This window comes from Spirochaeta lutea, from assembly GCF_000758165.1.
In the GTDB taxonomy this organism is placed as follows: domain Bacteria; phylum Spirochaetota; class Spirochaetia; order DSM-27196; family Salinispiraceae; genus Spirochaeta_D; species Spirochaeta_D lutea.
The window spans coordinates 179,046-196,149 of record NZ_JNUP01000071.1; the positions used below are offsets into that span (position 1 = coordinate 179,046).

The window sequence follows — 17,104 nt, forward strand, 5'->3', positions numbered from 1 at the left end:
TGAAAATGGTCGTAGAACAGGGAATAAGTCACCGGGAAGTGAAAGAACTTCTAAATATTCCCAAGGGAACCATCGGGAGCTGGAATTTTAAAAATAATCATCTATCCGAACATTAACCCCAGGAGCTCTCTCTATCAGCGATCTTACTGCCGAAAATCGACGGCTAAGGAAAGAATCGGCGTTTAAAGCCGCGTATTCGCGAAGCCCACGAGAGGGGGCAAATTAGAAATCAATGTCATCATCGTCGCCGTGTTCGAAATCCACTAGATCCGGCTGTCAGATCGATGCTATAAGGGGCCGTCTACTGTTTATTCAGGCTGGTCTGATACTCCGGGCTGGAGGGCAAGATGCCCGACCTGCACGCTCTCCAAGCACAATTAAAATTGCCGGAAGAACAAAGAGGGAAAACAAGGTTGACACTACCATTCCGATTATTAGGGTTGCCCCTAACTGAATCCAGAAAAAGCTGATAGGTGTCAAACTCTGGGCGATAAGTCCGGGGATGATACTTAAAATTGTGGTGATGCTAGTAGATATCATTTGTGGTGCCCTGCGCCGGGCGCTTAGGAGTACCGCCGGGGGGCTGTACCATCCACGGAGGAGTTTTGCTGGATAATCTCTGAGTTGAGAGATGAACAGGATTGCATCATTTACTACGAGTCCAGTCAAAATGAGCATGCCCATTCCCGAACCAACAGACAAGCCGAGGGTTATGATAATAATTGAAAGAGAAACTCCAAGAGATAGTGGTATGGTTAAAAAACAGAGTACACCGAAGCGGATGGACTCAAAGTGGCCGATGAGGATACAGAGAATCACCAGCGCACTGAAACCAAGAATCCAAAGGGGAAATGCCTGGTCGCCTCTATCCACTTCTATATCATCGTACAGTAATTGGATCCCCGGTGCTGGGTTGATGCTGTCGAACAGGTTTTCGGTGACACCCAGTGCGGCCCGTATGCTAAGAATCTGCGGGTTGAGGGTAAAGGAAAGATCGACAATATACTGCTGATTACGGCGAGTAATGGGGGTATTGAAGAAGGTTTCGGCGGGTATAAGGTGCATTGTTTTGCTTAGGGGGAATCCCTGCTCCGGGGTTTTAACCGAGTCCATAGCTTGAGAAAAATCTGAGGATAATACCACCGGAGACTCGGCGATGGTATAGATCGGCTCAATGGTATTTTCTGGGATGATAGGAAGGCTTCTCGCCGACACATGTGAAAGTGCCTGGGAAATCTGCATGGGTTCAATGTGGTTATTCCAGAGGTACTCATGATCCAACCAGAAACTGAGGGTATTGGAGTCAGAAATGGTGCCGGAGTTTGATCTAGAGAACCCCCCCGAACGAATACCTCGGTGGTTTTTCATCACAGTTAAAAAGCGCTGGGCTTCACTAATTAAGGTTTCCAGGGTTGGACCTCCAAGGGTCACCGTCAAAGGGGTGGTTCCAGAAGAACTCATATGCTGCCATATGGTTGACTTGCCTACCGATGACACCTCTAAAGAGGATTGAGAGCTGCCAAACTTAGAAAAATCAAGTGTTATCCCAAAGACTTCGGCTAGGGGAGCCAGCAAGCTACCAAGTTCTTGGTGCCATCCAGCAGTTTCAGAGGGGTCTATGCGTAATCCATAAAAGGTGATTGAGCCATTCGCCTCTCTCATCTCGGCAATCCGTTCAATACTCCGCCGGCTGAGAGGAGTCCGGCTCAATTGAGCATCTATTGATGACAGGAAGCTGGATGTATCATTGAATGTTAGTGGTTTTGATGCGAGAAACTGAATCCTCGGATGTATCTGACCAAGAGTGTGTTCCGAAGTACCTTGTGAAATATTCCCGGGTAGCAGTAATAACCCGAGCAAGGCTGTTACAAATAGGACCGTAAATCCGAATAGAATCCCTCGTGCAGCATGAAAGGGTTTCAAGCTAAAAGGAGTAAACCTCATTACCGGTGTTAAGGATCTCGGCTGAGAAATACTGAGTGCGAATGGCATGAACAAGAGGGCGGAAAATGCTCCGGCCAGGTTGGCAATAATAAAGGCCAGGCCAATTTCCTGTGACAAGTATTGACCCGAACCGATTACAAAGAAAAGGGGAAGAAAGACAACCGTATTTGTAAGTATCGAACTGAAAATATCCTCTGCGCTGCGTGAAATAGCCTTATTTTGGTGTGATTTAAGACTTTCCCCCAATCGTCCCTGATACACCAAGGTGGCATCAATCACAATTCCCAAAGAAAGCACCACCATACCTAATGATAACAGGGTAAATGGAATTCCTAGTACATAATAGATAACCACCACTGCCCCAAGTGCAATAAGAAGACTGGACCAAAACAAAAGCATAATTCGAAGAGAACGAAAATAGAACATTAAGAAGAGACTGAGTAGAGCTAACCCAATACCTAATTGGACGAAATACACCGAAAAAAAGGAATTCTTCTGAACAATTGGATTCTGAAGAATCAATGCCTGGGTCTGTTTCGAAAAACCGAGAACCTCGGGTGTTCGCAGAAGCCCAAGTAATTCCTGCACCCTGGATAGGCTTCCGCTGTTTTGAAAAATACTACAGTCCACAAGAAGTGCTTCTCGTCCATTAACCAGGACGATGCTGGCAGATTCCTTCGCCGTGGCTGGTGCAATTGAATATCCTTCAACTGCCTGGTTACCGAGCCAGGAGTGAATACTATCCAATAAGTTACCCGAGGATCGTGTAAATACTGGAATGGGAACCCTGGCTTCACTCCGGCTAAACACTGAGAGAGGTTTCACTCCCCGGGAAATTGAATCAGTAATGGCTGCATACTGGTGCAGCTCTTGGAGGAGATCTCTATCACTTTGAAAACCAGGTTTCTTCAGCTCAACAAGGTATTCTTGCTGTGGTATGCCTGTTATCTGGTATTGGACCACTCCGGGATTACCTTGGAGTGCGTATATGAGGCTGCGAATACCCGCAATTTCCTGATGTACTGATTCGGGAAAAGATAGGGCAAATCGAAGCTGCATTCCGTCTGATGCAATACCATTCAAAGCTGATTGAATGTTCTGAATCTCTCCACCCTGGTCAACTTTCCTGTTTGGTACTGAAAGGCTAACTCTAAGAGAATGCCGGTTAGCATAGAACTGCATCTGGTTCCAAAGGGTCAATATCTGCTCAATTTCAAACCCCTCGGATGGTCCAGTGAGCTCAACCTCGAGGGAACCTACCTCCGACTGTGCTTTTATTTCTTTAACTCGTTCCGACTCAAGGGCTATTCGTTCTATCTCGGGCAGATGAATGGTAGCGAGGCTGTAACTACTTATACCATCCTTGGTAAATATAAAGACAACACCCTGTAGTGGAGAAGGTTCAGCAGCCATCATGGTGAGGTTTTGGTATGCTAAGCCTGCAATACTGATGAAGGACAGCCAAAAGAGAACACCAAATTGCCGTTTTCGCCGATACCAAGAAATAAGACTCATGGAGAACTATCCCCTGCTGTCTTATTTTTATCCAGAAATCCACCCTGTGAAGAGAGTCCGAAGGGGAGAATCCAGATACTCATAATGGTCGCGGCAGCAAGGCCAAAAAGAAGGGTTAGACTCAAGGGCCGCCATAGCATGCCAAGGGACCCTGATAAGAATACCATCGGGAGAATCCCACCCAGGGAGGTGAGAGTGGTCATCCATATGGGTCGGAACCGCCGACTAGCGCGCCTCGCAAAGGAGTGCATATCTTCCGGGTAGCTAGGTTGAGATGGATTAACAGACTGATCTAGAGAACTGCCGAGGAGTATAGAATCATTCACACAAATTCCAATAATGAAAACCAGCCCGATCATTACCATGACATCTGCTGTTACCCCTAACAATAGGACGGCCACTGCAGCTGCTCCCATGGAAAATGGAATAGAAAGAAGGATTGCCCCAACCTTCCTGAGGTTCTCAAACTGGGCCAATAGGACGAGAGTAATTGTTAAAATGATGAATACACCTGCCAGAGATAGTTCCCGGGCGCTGGTAACAGAACGGGATAATCCTGAATGGTACTCCACCCAAACATCGGATTGTTCAAGGGTCTGCCGCTGCTGAACAGAAAAACTCTCGGCGATCTCCGCCATGGGAATGCCAGGGGTGCTGGCAATTCGGGTAACATATCGGCCCCGTTCACTGGTTAGCCGGACAGGGCCTTCCACTACACGCACCTTAAGATAGGGATCAAGACCCAACCGTGATACCGCCATTTGTATATCTTGAAAGAGATTCTGAGCAGACCGATATTGGTCCTTGTGAACAAGAGCAATGCTGCGGCCATCCAGGGTCTCAATGCTCCCTACATGCAGGTACTGCTCTACCTTTGGCAACAGCTGCTCAATGATGGCCTGGGTATCATATCCCGGCCCGGGAGTAATCTCTAATCCCGGAGACGGAACGCTGCCCTGGTCACTTACTCGTGGAGTGACCCCCATCTGATTCAATTCATCCCGTAATAGGTTGGATACAAGAGAAATCTGTTCAAGATCGTATCCACTGATCCGAATTTCGTTTTTCTGGGATTCTAAAGCCAGAAGATACTCTATGGGATTCTTTTTCTGGATGATGGGGTCCATTGCCATGAGGGGATCCGCCCTTCGAAGGGATAGCTCAAGCCTTGGGGTGAGAGTAGAGATCTCCGAGCCTGGACCCACAATCATGACATATCCCCAGCCCCTGCTTTGGGATGGAAGTCCCACCGTCTCATCAAACCGGTTGTTTAAGCTGAGAAAATACTGAGCCTGATCACCAACAATTCCATGAAGCTCATTGCTAAGATCCTCAACCCAGACATCGGTAAAATCACCCTGATAAAATCTCGGACAGTAAAAATTAATAACCTGTACATCTGAGCCCGGCTGAGATAAAAACCCTTTGGGACTTACCAGAAGGGATACTATACCCAAAAAAATCACCACGATGAGTATTAGGAATGGAAGCCATCGGCGTGCACCCAGCCAGCGGATGCTTTTCTGATACCAGCGTTCCAGAAAAAACCAACTCCAATCTACCCTTTTCTGAAAGGTCTTCCGCTTCCGAGTCGCGTAGAGCATATTGGGTAAAATTACCAGAGAGCTGAAAAGGCTGCTCAGTAATGCTAAAATAATCGCCCCGGAAAGATCAGTAAAAAGAGATGATAATTGTTCAGAGAGAAAAAATAGTGGTATCAAGGCGGCTATAGTGGTAATTGTTGAGGTTATCATTGGTACGGTTACTTCATAGAGTCCCAGGCTCAATGCCTGCCTTCGTGGCCTTCCAAGGCGAAGCTGCCTATCAAAAGCCTCGATAACGACAATCCCATTGTCCACCACAAGACCAATCGCCAGAATCAGACCTGCGAGGGAGAGCAGGTTTAAAGATATGCCGAAGATCCGGAAGCCGAGAAGGCTAAATAGAAATGCTGATGGTATGGTAACAGCAACCGGTAGGGCGTAGGACAAGCTTCCTAAGATAAAATAAAGTACAATACCAGTTAACAGAAGGCTAAACACCAGTGATTGACCCACCAGCTGAATCGATTCATCTATGAACGCTGCACTATTTTCCACCTCCTCATAGGTAATATTCATTCCTTGAATCGATAGTTCGTCTTGGATCTTATTCAAAATTTCTTGGGAGGATTTCACCGCATCTACCACATCAGCACTATGCCGCTTAGAAATGCGTAATAAGATTCCCGGCTGAGACTTTCCAGAGATGATTCTGCTCGGTTGGGTCATACTTCGGTGAATGCTTCCGAGGATCTCACCGGGAAGCTCAAAAACTTCTTGGTTTTCTAACCCTGCTGCATGGTAACCAGGTCCATACAATAGAGCCAGATTTGCTTGTTGCTGTTCAAACTGGAGGGTGGCAGGAGGAAGAATCTGGTCCTGTAGTTTATCTTCGAGCAGAGAGAGATTGCTGTTCTGCCGGGTAAGCTCTAATCGATCCACCACCAGAGCCACATTTTCCTTGGCTAATCCTTCGGCAGTGACAAAGGCTATGAGTGCATGCTGTTCAAGCCTGGGAATGATTAAATCTTGCACAGCCTGACTGAGTTGATATATGTCAGCGGAGTTTGTAGAAATTGAATAGGTGAGAACGGGTCTTGAGTTTCCATCTAACCTCAGTATCTTCTTCTCTAGCCCAAGGCCAAATGAACCGCCTCTTCCCTCCGTAGACTGAACACCCCCAGACACCGATCCGATCCCTGGCTCAAACAACGTTAACTGACGTTCGATTTCCGGCAAAGCTTGTTCGAGAAGTCTGCGACTTGCAAATCGCACCACACTGCGCCCGTATCCTGAATAGGTAACCGAATCCAAGGCCTCAACAGTCGAAAGTGTATTCAGGATTCGCTCAAAGGGTAGGACTACCTGGTCTGCCATAACTGCCGGGGATTCCCCCGGCGCTGAAAACACAATGGCTATCTGGCTCGAACTATCAGCGGGAAATACTTGAACCGATAGCCCCCATGCAGCAAGCAAACTGATGAGGACTAATAGTAGGAACGCCATAATAGAAGTCAGGGGTCGCTGAATTGTAGGAAACACATTAGGAAGATTCATTGTGTCGGTAATTTCTCTTCTACACGCACCCGCATGCCCTTACGGAATGTGGTCCTGTATTCTGCAGCAATCCCTTGTCCCTCGGTAAACTCCGCCTCATCGCTGGGAAGAACATAGCCCTGCTCACTGTATTCAGGTGTTGCTATTTCCCTGGGCTCTAACACAGCATCCTCGATGGACCATATATAGTAGCGGCCATCCATTTCTTGAACCGCGGAGAAGGGGATGATGAACACCTGAGTACCCTCATCAACCCGGATATTTGCCTGTACCGGCAAGCCGAAGGGTATCTGCTTTGGGATGCCGGATAACTCGATGGTCACCCCATAGGTGTCGGTGCCCGTACTCTTCACGGGGGCGACGCTTACCACTGTACCTACAGCACGAAATATCTCCGGCACTCCCACACTCACATCGGCTGATTGAGCCTTGGCGATCTGGAGTACCCCCCGTTCAGAAACTTGGACATCACCCACCCGGATTTTGGTGGGATATAACCGCCCGAGGATCTGACCCTGGGAATAGTACTCTCCCTCATATAAATCTAGGGGAACGAATTTACCATCCTGGGGCGCTAAAATTGCTGCCTCATCAATCTGTTCTCGGAGCTTGATCAGAGACTCAAATACACTCCGCAGTCCCGATTCAAGGGTCTGCAATGAGGCAATGAACTCCCGATTTTGGAGCCATGGAGCCGTTGCCGAGATGTGACGTTCTAAGAGGATCGATATCCCAATACCTTCTTCCAGCCCCTGAGAAATGAGATCCTCGCTCGCCTGAAAAAAATCAGACATAATCTGACCGCCATCTGTGCCTGGGGCCCCTCCCTTTGAAAAAAAGTCGATTTCTTTCAGCAGTAACTCCTGCTGGAGACTGACCATATCCTTTTCCAGATCCCGAGTATCCAGTTGAGCAAGTACCTCACCTGCCATGACGTTCCCAGGGGAATTGTGTATCTGGATGATTCGTCCGGCAAAGGGGGCACGGAGGGCGTACTCACGCATTGGCTCTAAGGTACCTTGAGCCGGAACGCTGGGATACAAGGTTGTGCTTTGTAAATAATGGGGAGAAACCACTATGGTGGGTACTACCTCCTGAGCCTCACTCTGATCCACCTTGGAAAAATCGATACTGAAGTCTTCCAGGGTAAACCCTGAGTCCGTTGAAGCTCCGGAATTATCTTGCTCGACCGAGCAACCCCAAATAAACCATACCGTAAGGAGAATGGCCAAACCTCTGGAAGTTTTCATTCCTTAGCTCCTATCACTTCAACAAGGTTCTGAAAAATATCAAAACCGAACCCGCCGGCTGTCTGCAACTGAAGTAGTCCGATTTCATACTGCAGTTCTGGGAGTCGTCCCTGAATCTCCTCAAGCCGGTCCTCATACTCCCTCCCTGGATTATATAATTCCTGATCATATAGGGAGAACTCCCGGGATGTTCCCTGACCTAGCTCCTCTATCAGAGTTTCCAGAAGCTTGACTTCCTGTCGAAGAAACTCACCTTCCTGGATAAGCCGTTCAACACTCCGTTGGTATTCAACCAGAGTCTGAGCCGCCTGAACCTGAGCCACCTCGCGCTCCCTAATCCATTGGGTATATTTTTCTTGGAACTCTCTGGTATTGATTTTCTCCTGGCGATGATCTTTCATTAGGGGGATTGAAATGTCCAGGCTAACCCGCCAATTGCTGGGAACACCACCGGCAGATTCTATTGCCGTATTGAGGTTACGAGGGCGCGTAGCATCTGTAGTTGGTTCTATGTCGAACTGAAAATCCACCTTAGGTCCTTGGGGTGTAATTTCAGAAATCCTGGGTTCCAGCAGAAGGATGCTCTGGTACTCATTGAACAGTACCCAGGGGGTACGGGTTTCTGAAATCTGTTTTAAATGAAACTCAGCTCGTTCTGCCAGACGTATAATTACCGGGAAAAATCGTCCCCAAGATATCTCCTGACCACCATTATCAAACCCGAAAACCTCCTCGAGTAGATCTTCATAATCTCCCTGGGTACGTCTAAACTCCTGCCTCTTTCGTAGAATAGCTAAACGATAGTCGGGAGTACCAGCTCGTGTGAGCAGCCCAGTAGCTGATTGAGCAATCTGTTGTTGTTTTTCTTCGAGTTCTATCAGTTGGTTTTCAATGTGAATTAGCTTTTGATTATGCATGGCGACCTGAAGATACGATTTGATGCTCTCCAAGCTTTCAGCATTTAATATTTTGATCAGGGAAAGCTCCGCCAGTCTAATTTGCCCATCGCCGGGATCCTCAGGCCGGGGTATGGGAAACTCCTGACTGTATTGAAGGGTGAATTTTGGAGCCAAGGAAAAAAACACACCCTGATTATCCAATCCCACCAGGTTATTCCATGCTACCTGCGACGAGACCTGTCCCTGCCAGGGCAAGGCGTAGGAAAAGTTTATTCCGGGGCTGAGGGTGTCTACCCCAGATAAGAAATACCCACCCTGCCCGGGATCGCTCAGTCCTTGGTGGAGAGAATTCAAACTAATACCCAACTCTGGACCAGACATAATCTCCTGCTCCGGAGAAGTGACAGTCCGAAGATCGTCAATTGCCTTTAGAACCGTTGGAGTTGAATTTATAGAATTGATAAGTTTTACCCAGAATGAACTCTCCCCCTGAAGGGATACCGGAACGACGATAAACAGAATAAGTAGAAATGAAAATCTACTCATACCCAAGCCGGATGTCCGTAACATCACCCTTTCGGGTTTCTGTTAGGCTTGAGTATTGAAATCTATCCGAAACATACCGTACATAACCCGCCGGAATTGCAGGAACAGATAGGGTCCGATAGTAGGTTCGGGCGTCGGTTGTATATGTATAGGATAGATAAACCTGATTGGCTCCCACCGGACCACTATTGGTAACGGAAAAGGTTACCTCCACTTCCCGCGCTGTTCCTGTAATTTCGTGGTAACCAAGGGCTTCTGCCCCTAGCTCGGGGCCTGCCACGAATAAAGAACAGGAACTCACCACTAAGAGTAAAACCCAGGATACTACCGAAGCTAGGCGTGTTCTCACAGTAATGCCTCCGCGATATTTTTTACCAGATAAACGATCTTTGGTATAGCTTTAAAAAACTCTAATCTAAGATCAAAGACATATTATCAACAAATGTATAGTACTATCAAGAAATTTCTAAAAAGGTTTACCTGATTTGCATTCAAGAAAGTTTATCATGGGAAAAAACACTGCTACAATCCATTAAACAATTTTTTGGAGGTATCTTATGAAAAAAAAGTAATACTGGTTATGGCTTTATTACTTTTGGCTGGGGCATTGTATGCCGGGGGGTCTAGCGAAAGCAGTACAAGTGACAGCTCAACTACAACGTATCATTGGTATGAGAGTGGCAGTTCACCACGAACAAAAACTTGGACCACGCCATCATCATCCGCCCATACTGTAAAGTTTCTTTGGTACACGACAACAAAGTATTATACAACTCATACAGTTTCTTATCCTAGCTTTAGGATCGCTCTTTACAAAGATGGCAGCTTTCAATCTTCAAGAACAGGAAGTGGTCACTATTCAAACAGTACATATGAATCAGGGAGTAAAATCAATAAGGTTGAATATGATACCTATACATATTCAAAATCTTGGACAACAACTTCATAATAAAAATCAGGTGTAGTTTGGACCCCAAATCTAAGTGAATGTAGTTTGGGGTCTAGTAATTTGCAAAAGTTTTCGACTAATATGAAAGGCACATTAATGAGAACATTCTGGGCACTCATAGTTTTTATCTTCATAAACCAGGTGGCCATTTATGCCTCGGGTTCTAAAGAGGATTCTGCAGCTTCACCAGAAGAGATGAGATTTTCCTCAGTAGTTGCAGAGATAACTCCACCTATCGAAATACCTGCACTCGGTTTTACCCGAACTACAGGTAAACAAAATGAAGGACTTGATCATCTGCTATCAGAAGTTAAGGAACTCATTAGTGCCTCTCCGGGGAAAGACTATTTCTCCGAGAATTTAGTGGTTTTGTTTCCTCAAACACAATTCTTACTAGATATATCTACCCCCGATGTAGCAAATGACTTTATCGAAGTGCAGGATTCCACTGTATTTTATCTACCCCGATATATTTATAGTCCAAATGAGCAAAGAAGACTCCACCGGATTGATCTCCGAACCGGAGAGACTAAAATCCTACCGTTCTCAAACCCAATCTTTTTAGAGCAATACCGTAGAGATGTTCATGTCTGGTATGACCATGGTAATCTTATTGAGAATCTTATAAACACTGATGGACAATACCCCCTAAGAGTATCACCACAAATAGAGAACCCTTCGGTACAGGTCTCATTGTTTGACTCTTTTCCAATGCAACCTGCGGTGGTTAATGAGGACTTGATAATAGTGAATCCAGTATACGGTAAGGATCCATTAGATATTCGAATTCACCGAACCAATATTCTTGATATAACAGAACCATACCAGAATTATTCGGTTATCAACCCAATCATGAAGATTGATGACCCTAATAGATTTCCACTGACCGGAATTTCATCTGATGGCAGTACAGTAGCCTGGGCTGATTTTCATTCAAATGTTTATATTTTTAATACTCAAAAACACAGCGTTTCTATACTGCCACTACGTGAGGAAGGGAAATCAGTAGAAGATGTCCCAAATAATCATGAGTATGAGAACATCCTGCTTCCTCCTCATTCCAGTATATCCGTTTCAGATACTAATACGTTATTCCTCCTTGCTCCCACCACACAAGGAATAACAGAGAACCTGGCCGTCAGTTTCCTTACCGAAATTGATTTACATGAGAAGAGGTTTGTGAGGCTCTTCATTTTGGTAGGTGAGGGTATTGGAAAAATCGCTCTTAACCGTGAGACAAATACACTGGTAACAATCGGAAATCTGATACCCTGGAGTCCCCAGGACTCAACTGACCGAACAGTGTTACAAACCTACCGCATGCCGGTTCGTTAACCTGTCCATGTCCCTGACAAATGGACTTTATCTTTCTTTATCGTCCCATTGGGCCCCCTTCTGCCAACATAGAAGTCACCCAAGAAGTAAGCCTTCCACCATCACCTGTGTCAAAAGTCGCACTAACCTTCGAAAGAATCGGGTCTCAAATTTAGGCGCCGATTCTTTCGTAAATTTTGGCGCTATTTGACAACCAGAACTATCCGTACAGCCTTTTGCGCCCGATCTCATGCCTGCATCCCCGGGCGGATGGCCGCCGGACTTGTCATGATCCCCTCCTGAGGCTACCCTGGATGTATCGATCACCCGGGCTTGGACAGCCCCGGATAGAAGGAATCTTGCCCATGACCATCCATCAGCGAACCATAACCCTGCCGCCCCATCCCCGGGGGTTCCATCTGATCACCAGGATCATTCAGAACCAGATGCCGGAATTATCCACCATCCAAGCCGGCCTGGCCCACATCCATATTTTACACACCAGTGCCAGTCTCACCCTGAACGAAAACGCCGATCCGGATGTCCGGCAAGATATGGAAACCATCTTTAACCACCTGGTTCCCGAGAACAGCCGGGACTACATCCATACCATGGAAGGATCTGACGATATGCCCGCCCATGCTAAGGCAAGCATTCTGGGAAGCTCAGTCACCCTGCCCATTACCCAAGGACGGTTTGCCCTGGGCACCTGGCAGGGAATATACCTCTGTGAACACCGCAACCGCGGGGGCTCCCGCAGCTTGGTTATTACCCTTTTCGGGAACTGAGATTGACGCTACCATCCGAGCATTCCCTGGTGCGCCTAGGGTGACTCGGTACGCACCAAGGAGCGGCACAGCCAGGCCTTCATCCAGCCCCCTACTGTCCCTCGGGATTACCCAAGCGGCTGGTCCGCCGGGGGCTCCTTTCGGGCGCCCAGGAGGGTTGGAAGCAGGGATAGACTCAGAAAGGCGCTGAGAACCATGGTTAGCCACATGAGCTGGGAGAGGGTTACGTGAATCTGGAAGGGCGATAGAATCATCACCGAAAACCCCACCGCAAGCCCCAGGGCATTGGCTAACACCGGCGTGGCCACGTAGTCCAGGGCCTCACCAGCGGGACGGTTGCTTCCGGACTTCTTGAGGTAGCGGTACATGGAGATGTAGTGAATCGCATAATCAATGCCCACCCCCAGGGTGAGCCCGGTCATAATACTGGTAACAACACTCAAGGCGGTTCCGGTCCATCCGAGAAAGCCGAAGAGGGCTGCCAGGGTAACCAGGATGGGCAGGACGCTCACCAGGCCAAGTTTAAGGCTCCGCTGGGTTAGGATGGTCAGGAGCCCGACCAGGACAGCGGCAAGAGCCAGGGATGAGAGTTGTTGGGGGATGATTTTATCGTTTAACTCCTTCATAGCGAAGGCCGTACCAACGGTGCTCATCCGGAGACCGTGGTCTTCTGCAACCTCGGTCGTAACCCCTATGAACCGGGCGAGGGTTGCATCATCCAGGTTGGGTAGAAAGAAAATCCCCCTTCCCAGCCCCTCCGTGCCGATAAACTGACCCTCCAACCCGGGGTTCATATCTTTGAGCCGGCTATACAGCATTTCTGCGGCGAAGGCCTGCTGAGGATAGCCTTCGGTCCCCATAAAGACCTGGGATGCGCCGGATAAAACCCGGTAGAGTGAGAGCCCGGGAACCGGCGGATTCTGGGATTCCAAACGCTCATGCAGATCCAGAAGAGCTGCGGCCGCGGTTTGATCCAGGGGATTATCACCGGGCAGTTCAAACAGCACCGAGACCGGCATGGTACTGCCGGTAACATCGGAAATCAGTTCAATGCCCCGGCGCAGATCCGTGCCCGGTTTATACATATCCAACATGGAGAAATCCGAGTGCAGCCGCAGGGTGCCGGGCACAGCGATCCCTAGAATGACCAGGGTCAACACCACCGCAGGGATGCCCGTAAGCCGGGGAAACACACCCGACAAGCCCCTTCCCGCCCGGCGGGGAGACCGTTTTTTCAGGGGTTTCTGGTGGAGGAGCAGGATCGGCAGCACGATCCAGGTTGCCAGCCCGGCTATGACCATACCGGTCGCTGCAGCCACCGCCATCTGACGCACCGCGGCGGAATCAATCACCATGAGAGACAAAAACCCCGCCATTGTCGTGACCGTGGTGAGAATAACAGGAACCCCTACAGCCCCCAGGGTGCGGTTAATAGCATCACGGTTGGTTTTACCCTCACCCAAGAGATCCATGACATGGCTGGTAATATGCAGACCGTCAGCGCTTCCTAGGACGATAATAAATATCGGCGCGAGGACCGTCATTACCGAAATCGTCCCCCACAACCAGCTCAACAGCCCGAGGGTAAGGACCCCGCCGAGGACGGCGGGAATCATGGACAGGATGGTGGCCCGAAAACTGCCTATCCGAAACCGGAACACCCCAAGTAACAGGATGACCGCAGCCGGGGGAAGAATGAGCAGAACCTGCCAAATGTAATCGAAAATCTTCGCCTGGAGGTACAACTCCCCGGAGATGGCATACTCCAGCTCCCGATCGGCCAGTTCCCCCTCCAGAACCCGAACAAAGTCAGTTATTGCCGTTTCCGAGTTCGGCACTATCCGGAGCAGGGTCCAGACCTGGGAGGATTCCAGGTCGGCCCGGGGATAGGTCAGGGGGCGGCCTGAGGCGGTTTCCATCAGGGAAATAATGCGCCCTTGCATAACCGCCGGTTCCTCGCTGAAACCCCGGGGTACCGGCCCCAGGGCAGATTCAACCTCGGGTAATCGCTCAAGATCCGCAGCCAGATACTCCGCGGTGGTCAGCGGGGCCTCCGAGGATAGGGAAACCATGAGAATAAGCTCATCCGCGCTTCCAAATGCCTCCTCCAAGCGTTGGATGCCTTTCATATTGGGGGAATCCGGAGGCATAAAAACCGAGAAATCGCTGTCAATTCTAACCTGGCCGATTCCGACCAGGGCGGTAATCACCAGAAGCCCGGTTATCACCAAGAATACCCGTCCCCGGCGCTGCATAGTTTCGGTAAATCTGTCAATCCTCATCATCTGGGTCTCCCGTTAATCCCCGGACAATGATGTCCGCGGTGTATGTCAAAAACTGGTCCGTGTTTACTCCAAGAAGTATGATCGGTTCAGGTAAGACAAAGCTATTCAGAACCGAAACGATAAATGAATATTGAAAATCCAGGGGAATGTCACGGCGGATCTGGTTTCGCTGGCGAGCCGGTTTCAGAATAGTGGTAAGTGTCTCATTCATAATTCGGGCCCGGATGGAAAAAATAAGTTCCCACAGCGCCGGGTCCCGATCCTTCAGTAGATTCAGAGCCGGCAGATTAATCCCCGATACATTCCGCTTAATAATCTCCAGGTATCCCCTAAGCCGCCGGGTAAAGCTCCAATCCTCGCTCTCACGAAGAAAGGGCTTGATCTGCGATTCGATTTGTTCAAAAAACCATACCACCACAGCCTTATTGAGCTGCTCACGAGAAGAAAACTCCTGGTAGAGGGTTTTCTTGCTGATTCCCAATGATCTGCACAGCTCATCCAGGCTTTGGGATGAAAATCCCATCCCGAGAAAGCGCTGGGCAGCAGCCCGCAGTATCTTCTCCCTAACATCCATGGAAACAATTTTCGTTCATTTCGTTTCCTCTGTCAACACTCTACACCCAACTCACAACTTGTACCAGTCTGCAGTCCCCAGTCACCCACTAACTACCCCCCGTCGACCCGATCACGATAGTCCAGGAAACACAAAACACAATAAAAAAGGCCGCCCCGGGTGGAGCGGCCGTGAAATAATTAGAGGCTCTCACCCCTTTGCCAAACAATCATAAAGCACCTCCTTCTCCCCGAATCCCTAAGGCCGGAGACAGTAACATCGCATCGATACGTTGCTTCACTATCGCATTAAACCATGGAGGAAAAAAGGGAAAGTTTGGTTGGAATTGCACGGACCCGGGGGGACGGCAGTGCTTGGGGGTTTTTGCCTTCGGTAGTGCGCAAAAGACTGTAACGTTGCCTACCTCCTGCGCTACCCCTGGGGCCGACCCGCGGGTTGTTCCGCTATATCCGGTGTTGTTTACAACCTTTTGCGCACTAAGTTTGCCTTCCAGAAATCCCGGGAAAATTCTGCAACCCGTGAGTTGTATACCTTCCTTCGTACCTAAAAGGTGGCAAGGCCGCCCCTGGGCGGCACTCATGCCGGGTTCGGCCCCAAGAAAGCACCGCCGTATCCTGCGCCGGTCACTACCCTTGGCGCGCAAAGAATAATCCCCGGTCTCAAGGCGAAAAAACGATTAGATTTAATCTCTCCGGTATACGCATCCCCTTCCTCCCGCTATACTAGCTTCATCATCCAAGCCGAACAGGAGGTACATATGAGAATGTCTTACCATCCCATCACCACCATCACATGGTTCGTATCCTGCCTTGGAGCCGACGTATTGTAGTTGATCGAAAACCTCGGTCATCGTAATGCGGGCAATGGCGTTGTAACGGCGCATCCCCAGACTACCTGAGATAGCCACGCTACCCTATCCAATCCAGTGCACTAGGATTACGGACCCTCGCTTATGCAGCCACGAGGAGAAATCGTGTCCTATAGAAACGCTAAAACCATACTGCCCAAAGATCTTTTACAGGAGATTCAGAAGTACATACAAGGTGAGCAGATTTACATTCCGCGACGATCCGGAGAAAAGCTCGGGTGGGGAATGAAAAACGGATCCCGCCCCATGATAGCAGAGAGAAACCGGGAAATTCGAAGGTTGAAATCTCAAGGGATGTCCCTAAGCGAGCTCGCCGATTCGTTCTCATTGTCCACCGACTCAATCCGCAAGATTGTCTATCCCGGGTTTTCAGATTCCTGTGACCCGCCATCTCCGGAGTAGGATATGGAATAACCGGCACAGGTCAGCCCCGGAGCCTCCGGACAAGGGTTTCTCGGTAAGGATCCCCCTTTAATCCTCACCGGTCCCCTGTCCGCCTGGTGTACCGGTACAGACCAAAAACCACCAGAGCGAGCAGTCCAAGGCCGAGCAGGAGGAATTTTGCCAGGGTAAAACCGCCGGCTGCGCCCAGCCAGGCAAGCGATATCCGGGGGAATCCAAGCAGGCTCAGGTCGATAATCAGGTTTTCGATGATGTCGCATAGCCCGGCAGCCAGGGGCAACAGGGCGAGGAAGGAAACCGGGGTAGGCAGCCGACTTTCCCGGATCTGCCGGCGGATGAGAATCCCCAGGCTGGGGTAGAGGGCCAGGGCGAAGAGGTAATCCAAACAATGGAATACCAGGTACTCGATCCTCCCCCGGTCTCCCAGGTCTGTAAGCACCTGCCCTGCGGTCTGCCCGGTGTAGCCGAATCGTACATCCAGGGACTGGGCCGACTCAAACCCCAGAAGGCCGAAGAGCCCTACAGCCATGAGGATGTACAAAATCACCGCACCGGCGCCGAGAACCAGGAGAATTCTGAGTTCACGGTCGAAGCGCGGTTCTGTCCCGTCAGATGCGGATGGGTCTGGGCGGCGGTCGGTTTTATTGCGCATACTAATCCCCTTACAACTCG

Annotated in this window: 11 protein-coding genes; 3 read left to right on the forward strand and 8 right to left on the reverse strand. The window is 49.2% G+C overall.

The window, feature by feature from the left end; all coding sequences use genetic code 11:
- Positions 1-312 precede the first annotated feature (312 nt).
- The 5 genes from DC28_RS13485 to DC28_RS16480 are packed head-to-tail and all read right to left on the reverse strand — an operon-like array spanning position 313 to position 9,601.
- Positions 313-3,459, reverse strand: a complete 3,147-nt coding sequence (locus DC28_RS13485; protein ID WP_037549719.1) for an efflux RND transporter permease subunit — start codon at positions 3,457-3,459, stop codon at positions 313-315.
- A complete protein-coding gene (locus tag DC28_RS13490; protein WP_037549722.1) occupies positions 3,456-6,557 on the reverse strand; it encodes an efflux RND transporter permease subunit in 3,102 nt (1,033 codons plus the stop codon). The genes DC28_RS13485 and DC28_RS13490 overlap by 4 nt, the downstream gene beginning before the upstream one ends.
- Entirely contained in the window at positions 6,554-7,807 is a 1,254-nt protein-coding gene (locus DC28_RS13495) for an efflux RND transporter periplasmic adaptor subunit (protein ID WP_037549725.1), read from the reverse strand. The genes DC28_RS13490 and DC28_RS13495 overlap by 4 nt, the downstream gene beginning before the upstream one ends.
- The gene (locus tag DC28_RS13500; protein ID WP_037549727.1) at positions 7,804-9,252 is read right to left on the reverse strand and encodes a hypothetical protein; all 1,449 of its coding nucleotides are present in this window, start codon (positions 9,250-9,252) and stop codon (positions 7,804-7,806) included. The genes DC28_RS13495 and DC28_RS13500 overlap by 4 nt, the downstream gene beginning before the upstream one ends.
- Positions 9,245-9,601 (reverse strand): hypothetical protein, encoded by a 357-nt coding sequence (locus DC28_RS16480; RefSeq protein WP_156104695.1) that lies wholly within the window; start codon positions 9,599-9,601, stop codon positions 9,245-9,247. The genes DC28_RS13500 and DC28_RS16480 overlap by 8 nt, the downstream gene beginning before the upstream one ends.
- Before the next feature lie 681 nt (positions 9,602-10,282).
- Between DC28_RS16480 and DC28_RS13510 the strand changes: the two genes are divergently transcribed.
- Positions 10,283-11,536 carry a hypothetical protein gene (locus tag DC28_RS13510; RefSeq protein ID WP_156104696.1) on the forward strand — a complete coding sequence of 418 codons (1,254 nt, stop codon included), beginning with the start codon at positions 10,283-10,285 and terminating at the stop codon, positions 11,534-11,536.
- 344 nt (positions 11,537-11,880) lie between these two features.
- Entirely contained in the window at positions 11,881-12,303 is a 423-nt protein-coding gene (locus DC28_RS13515; protein ID WP_037549735.1) for a secondary thiamine-phosphate synthase enzyme YjbQ, read from the forward strand.
- A gap of 107 nt (positions 12,304-12,410) precedes the next feature.
- Here DC28_RS13515 and DC28_RS13520 read toward each other — a convergent pair whose 3' ends face one another.
- Both DC28_RS13520 and DC28_RS15910 read right to left on the reverse strand, forming a co-directional pair.
- On the reverse strand, positions 12,411-14,588 hold the full coding sequence (locus DC28_RS13520) for an efflux RND transporter permease subunit (protein ID WP_037549738.1): 2,178 nt from the start codon (positions 14,586-14,588) through the stop codon (positions 12,411-12,413).
- Positions 14,575-15,162 carry a TetR/AcrR family transcriptional regulator gene (locus tag DC28_RS15910; RefSeq protein ID WP_052078911.1) on the reverse strand — a complete coding sequence of 196 codons (588 nt, stop codon included), beginning with the start codon at positions 15,160-15,162 and terminating at the stop codon, positions 14,575-14,577. The genes DC28_RS13520 and DC28_RS15910 overlap by 14 nt, the downstream gene beginning before the upstream one ends.
- 973 nt (positions 15,163-16,135) lie before the next feature.
- Between DC28_RS15910 and DC28_RS13535 the strand changes: the two genes are divergently transcribed.
- Positions 16,136-16,432: a CD3324 family protein gene (locus DC28_RS13535; RefSeq protein WP_037549743.1), complete on the forward strand. Its 297-nt coding sequence runs from the start codon at positions 16,136-16,138 to the stop codon at positions 16,430-16,432.
- Between the two features lie 76 nt (positions 16,433-16,508).
- Here the strand turns inward: DC28_RS13535 and DC28_RS13540 are convergent, their stop codons facing one another.
- Positions 16,509-17,084: a hypothetical protein gene (locus DC28_RS13540; protein WP_037549745.1), complete on the reverse strand. Its 576-nt coding sequence runs from the start codon at positions 17,082-17,084 to the stop codon at positions 16,509-16,511.
- Positions 17,085-17,104: the final 20 nt, after the last annotated feature.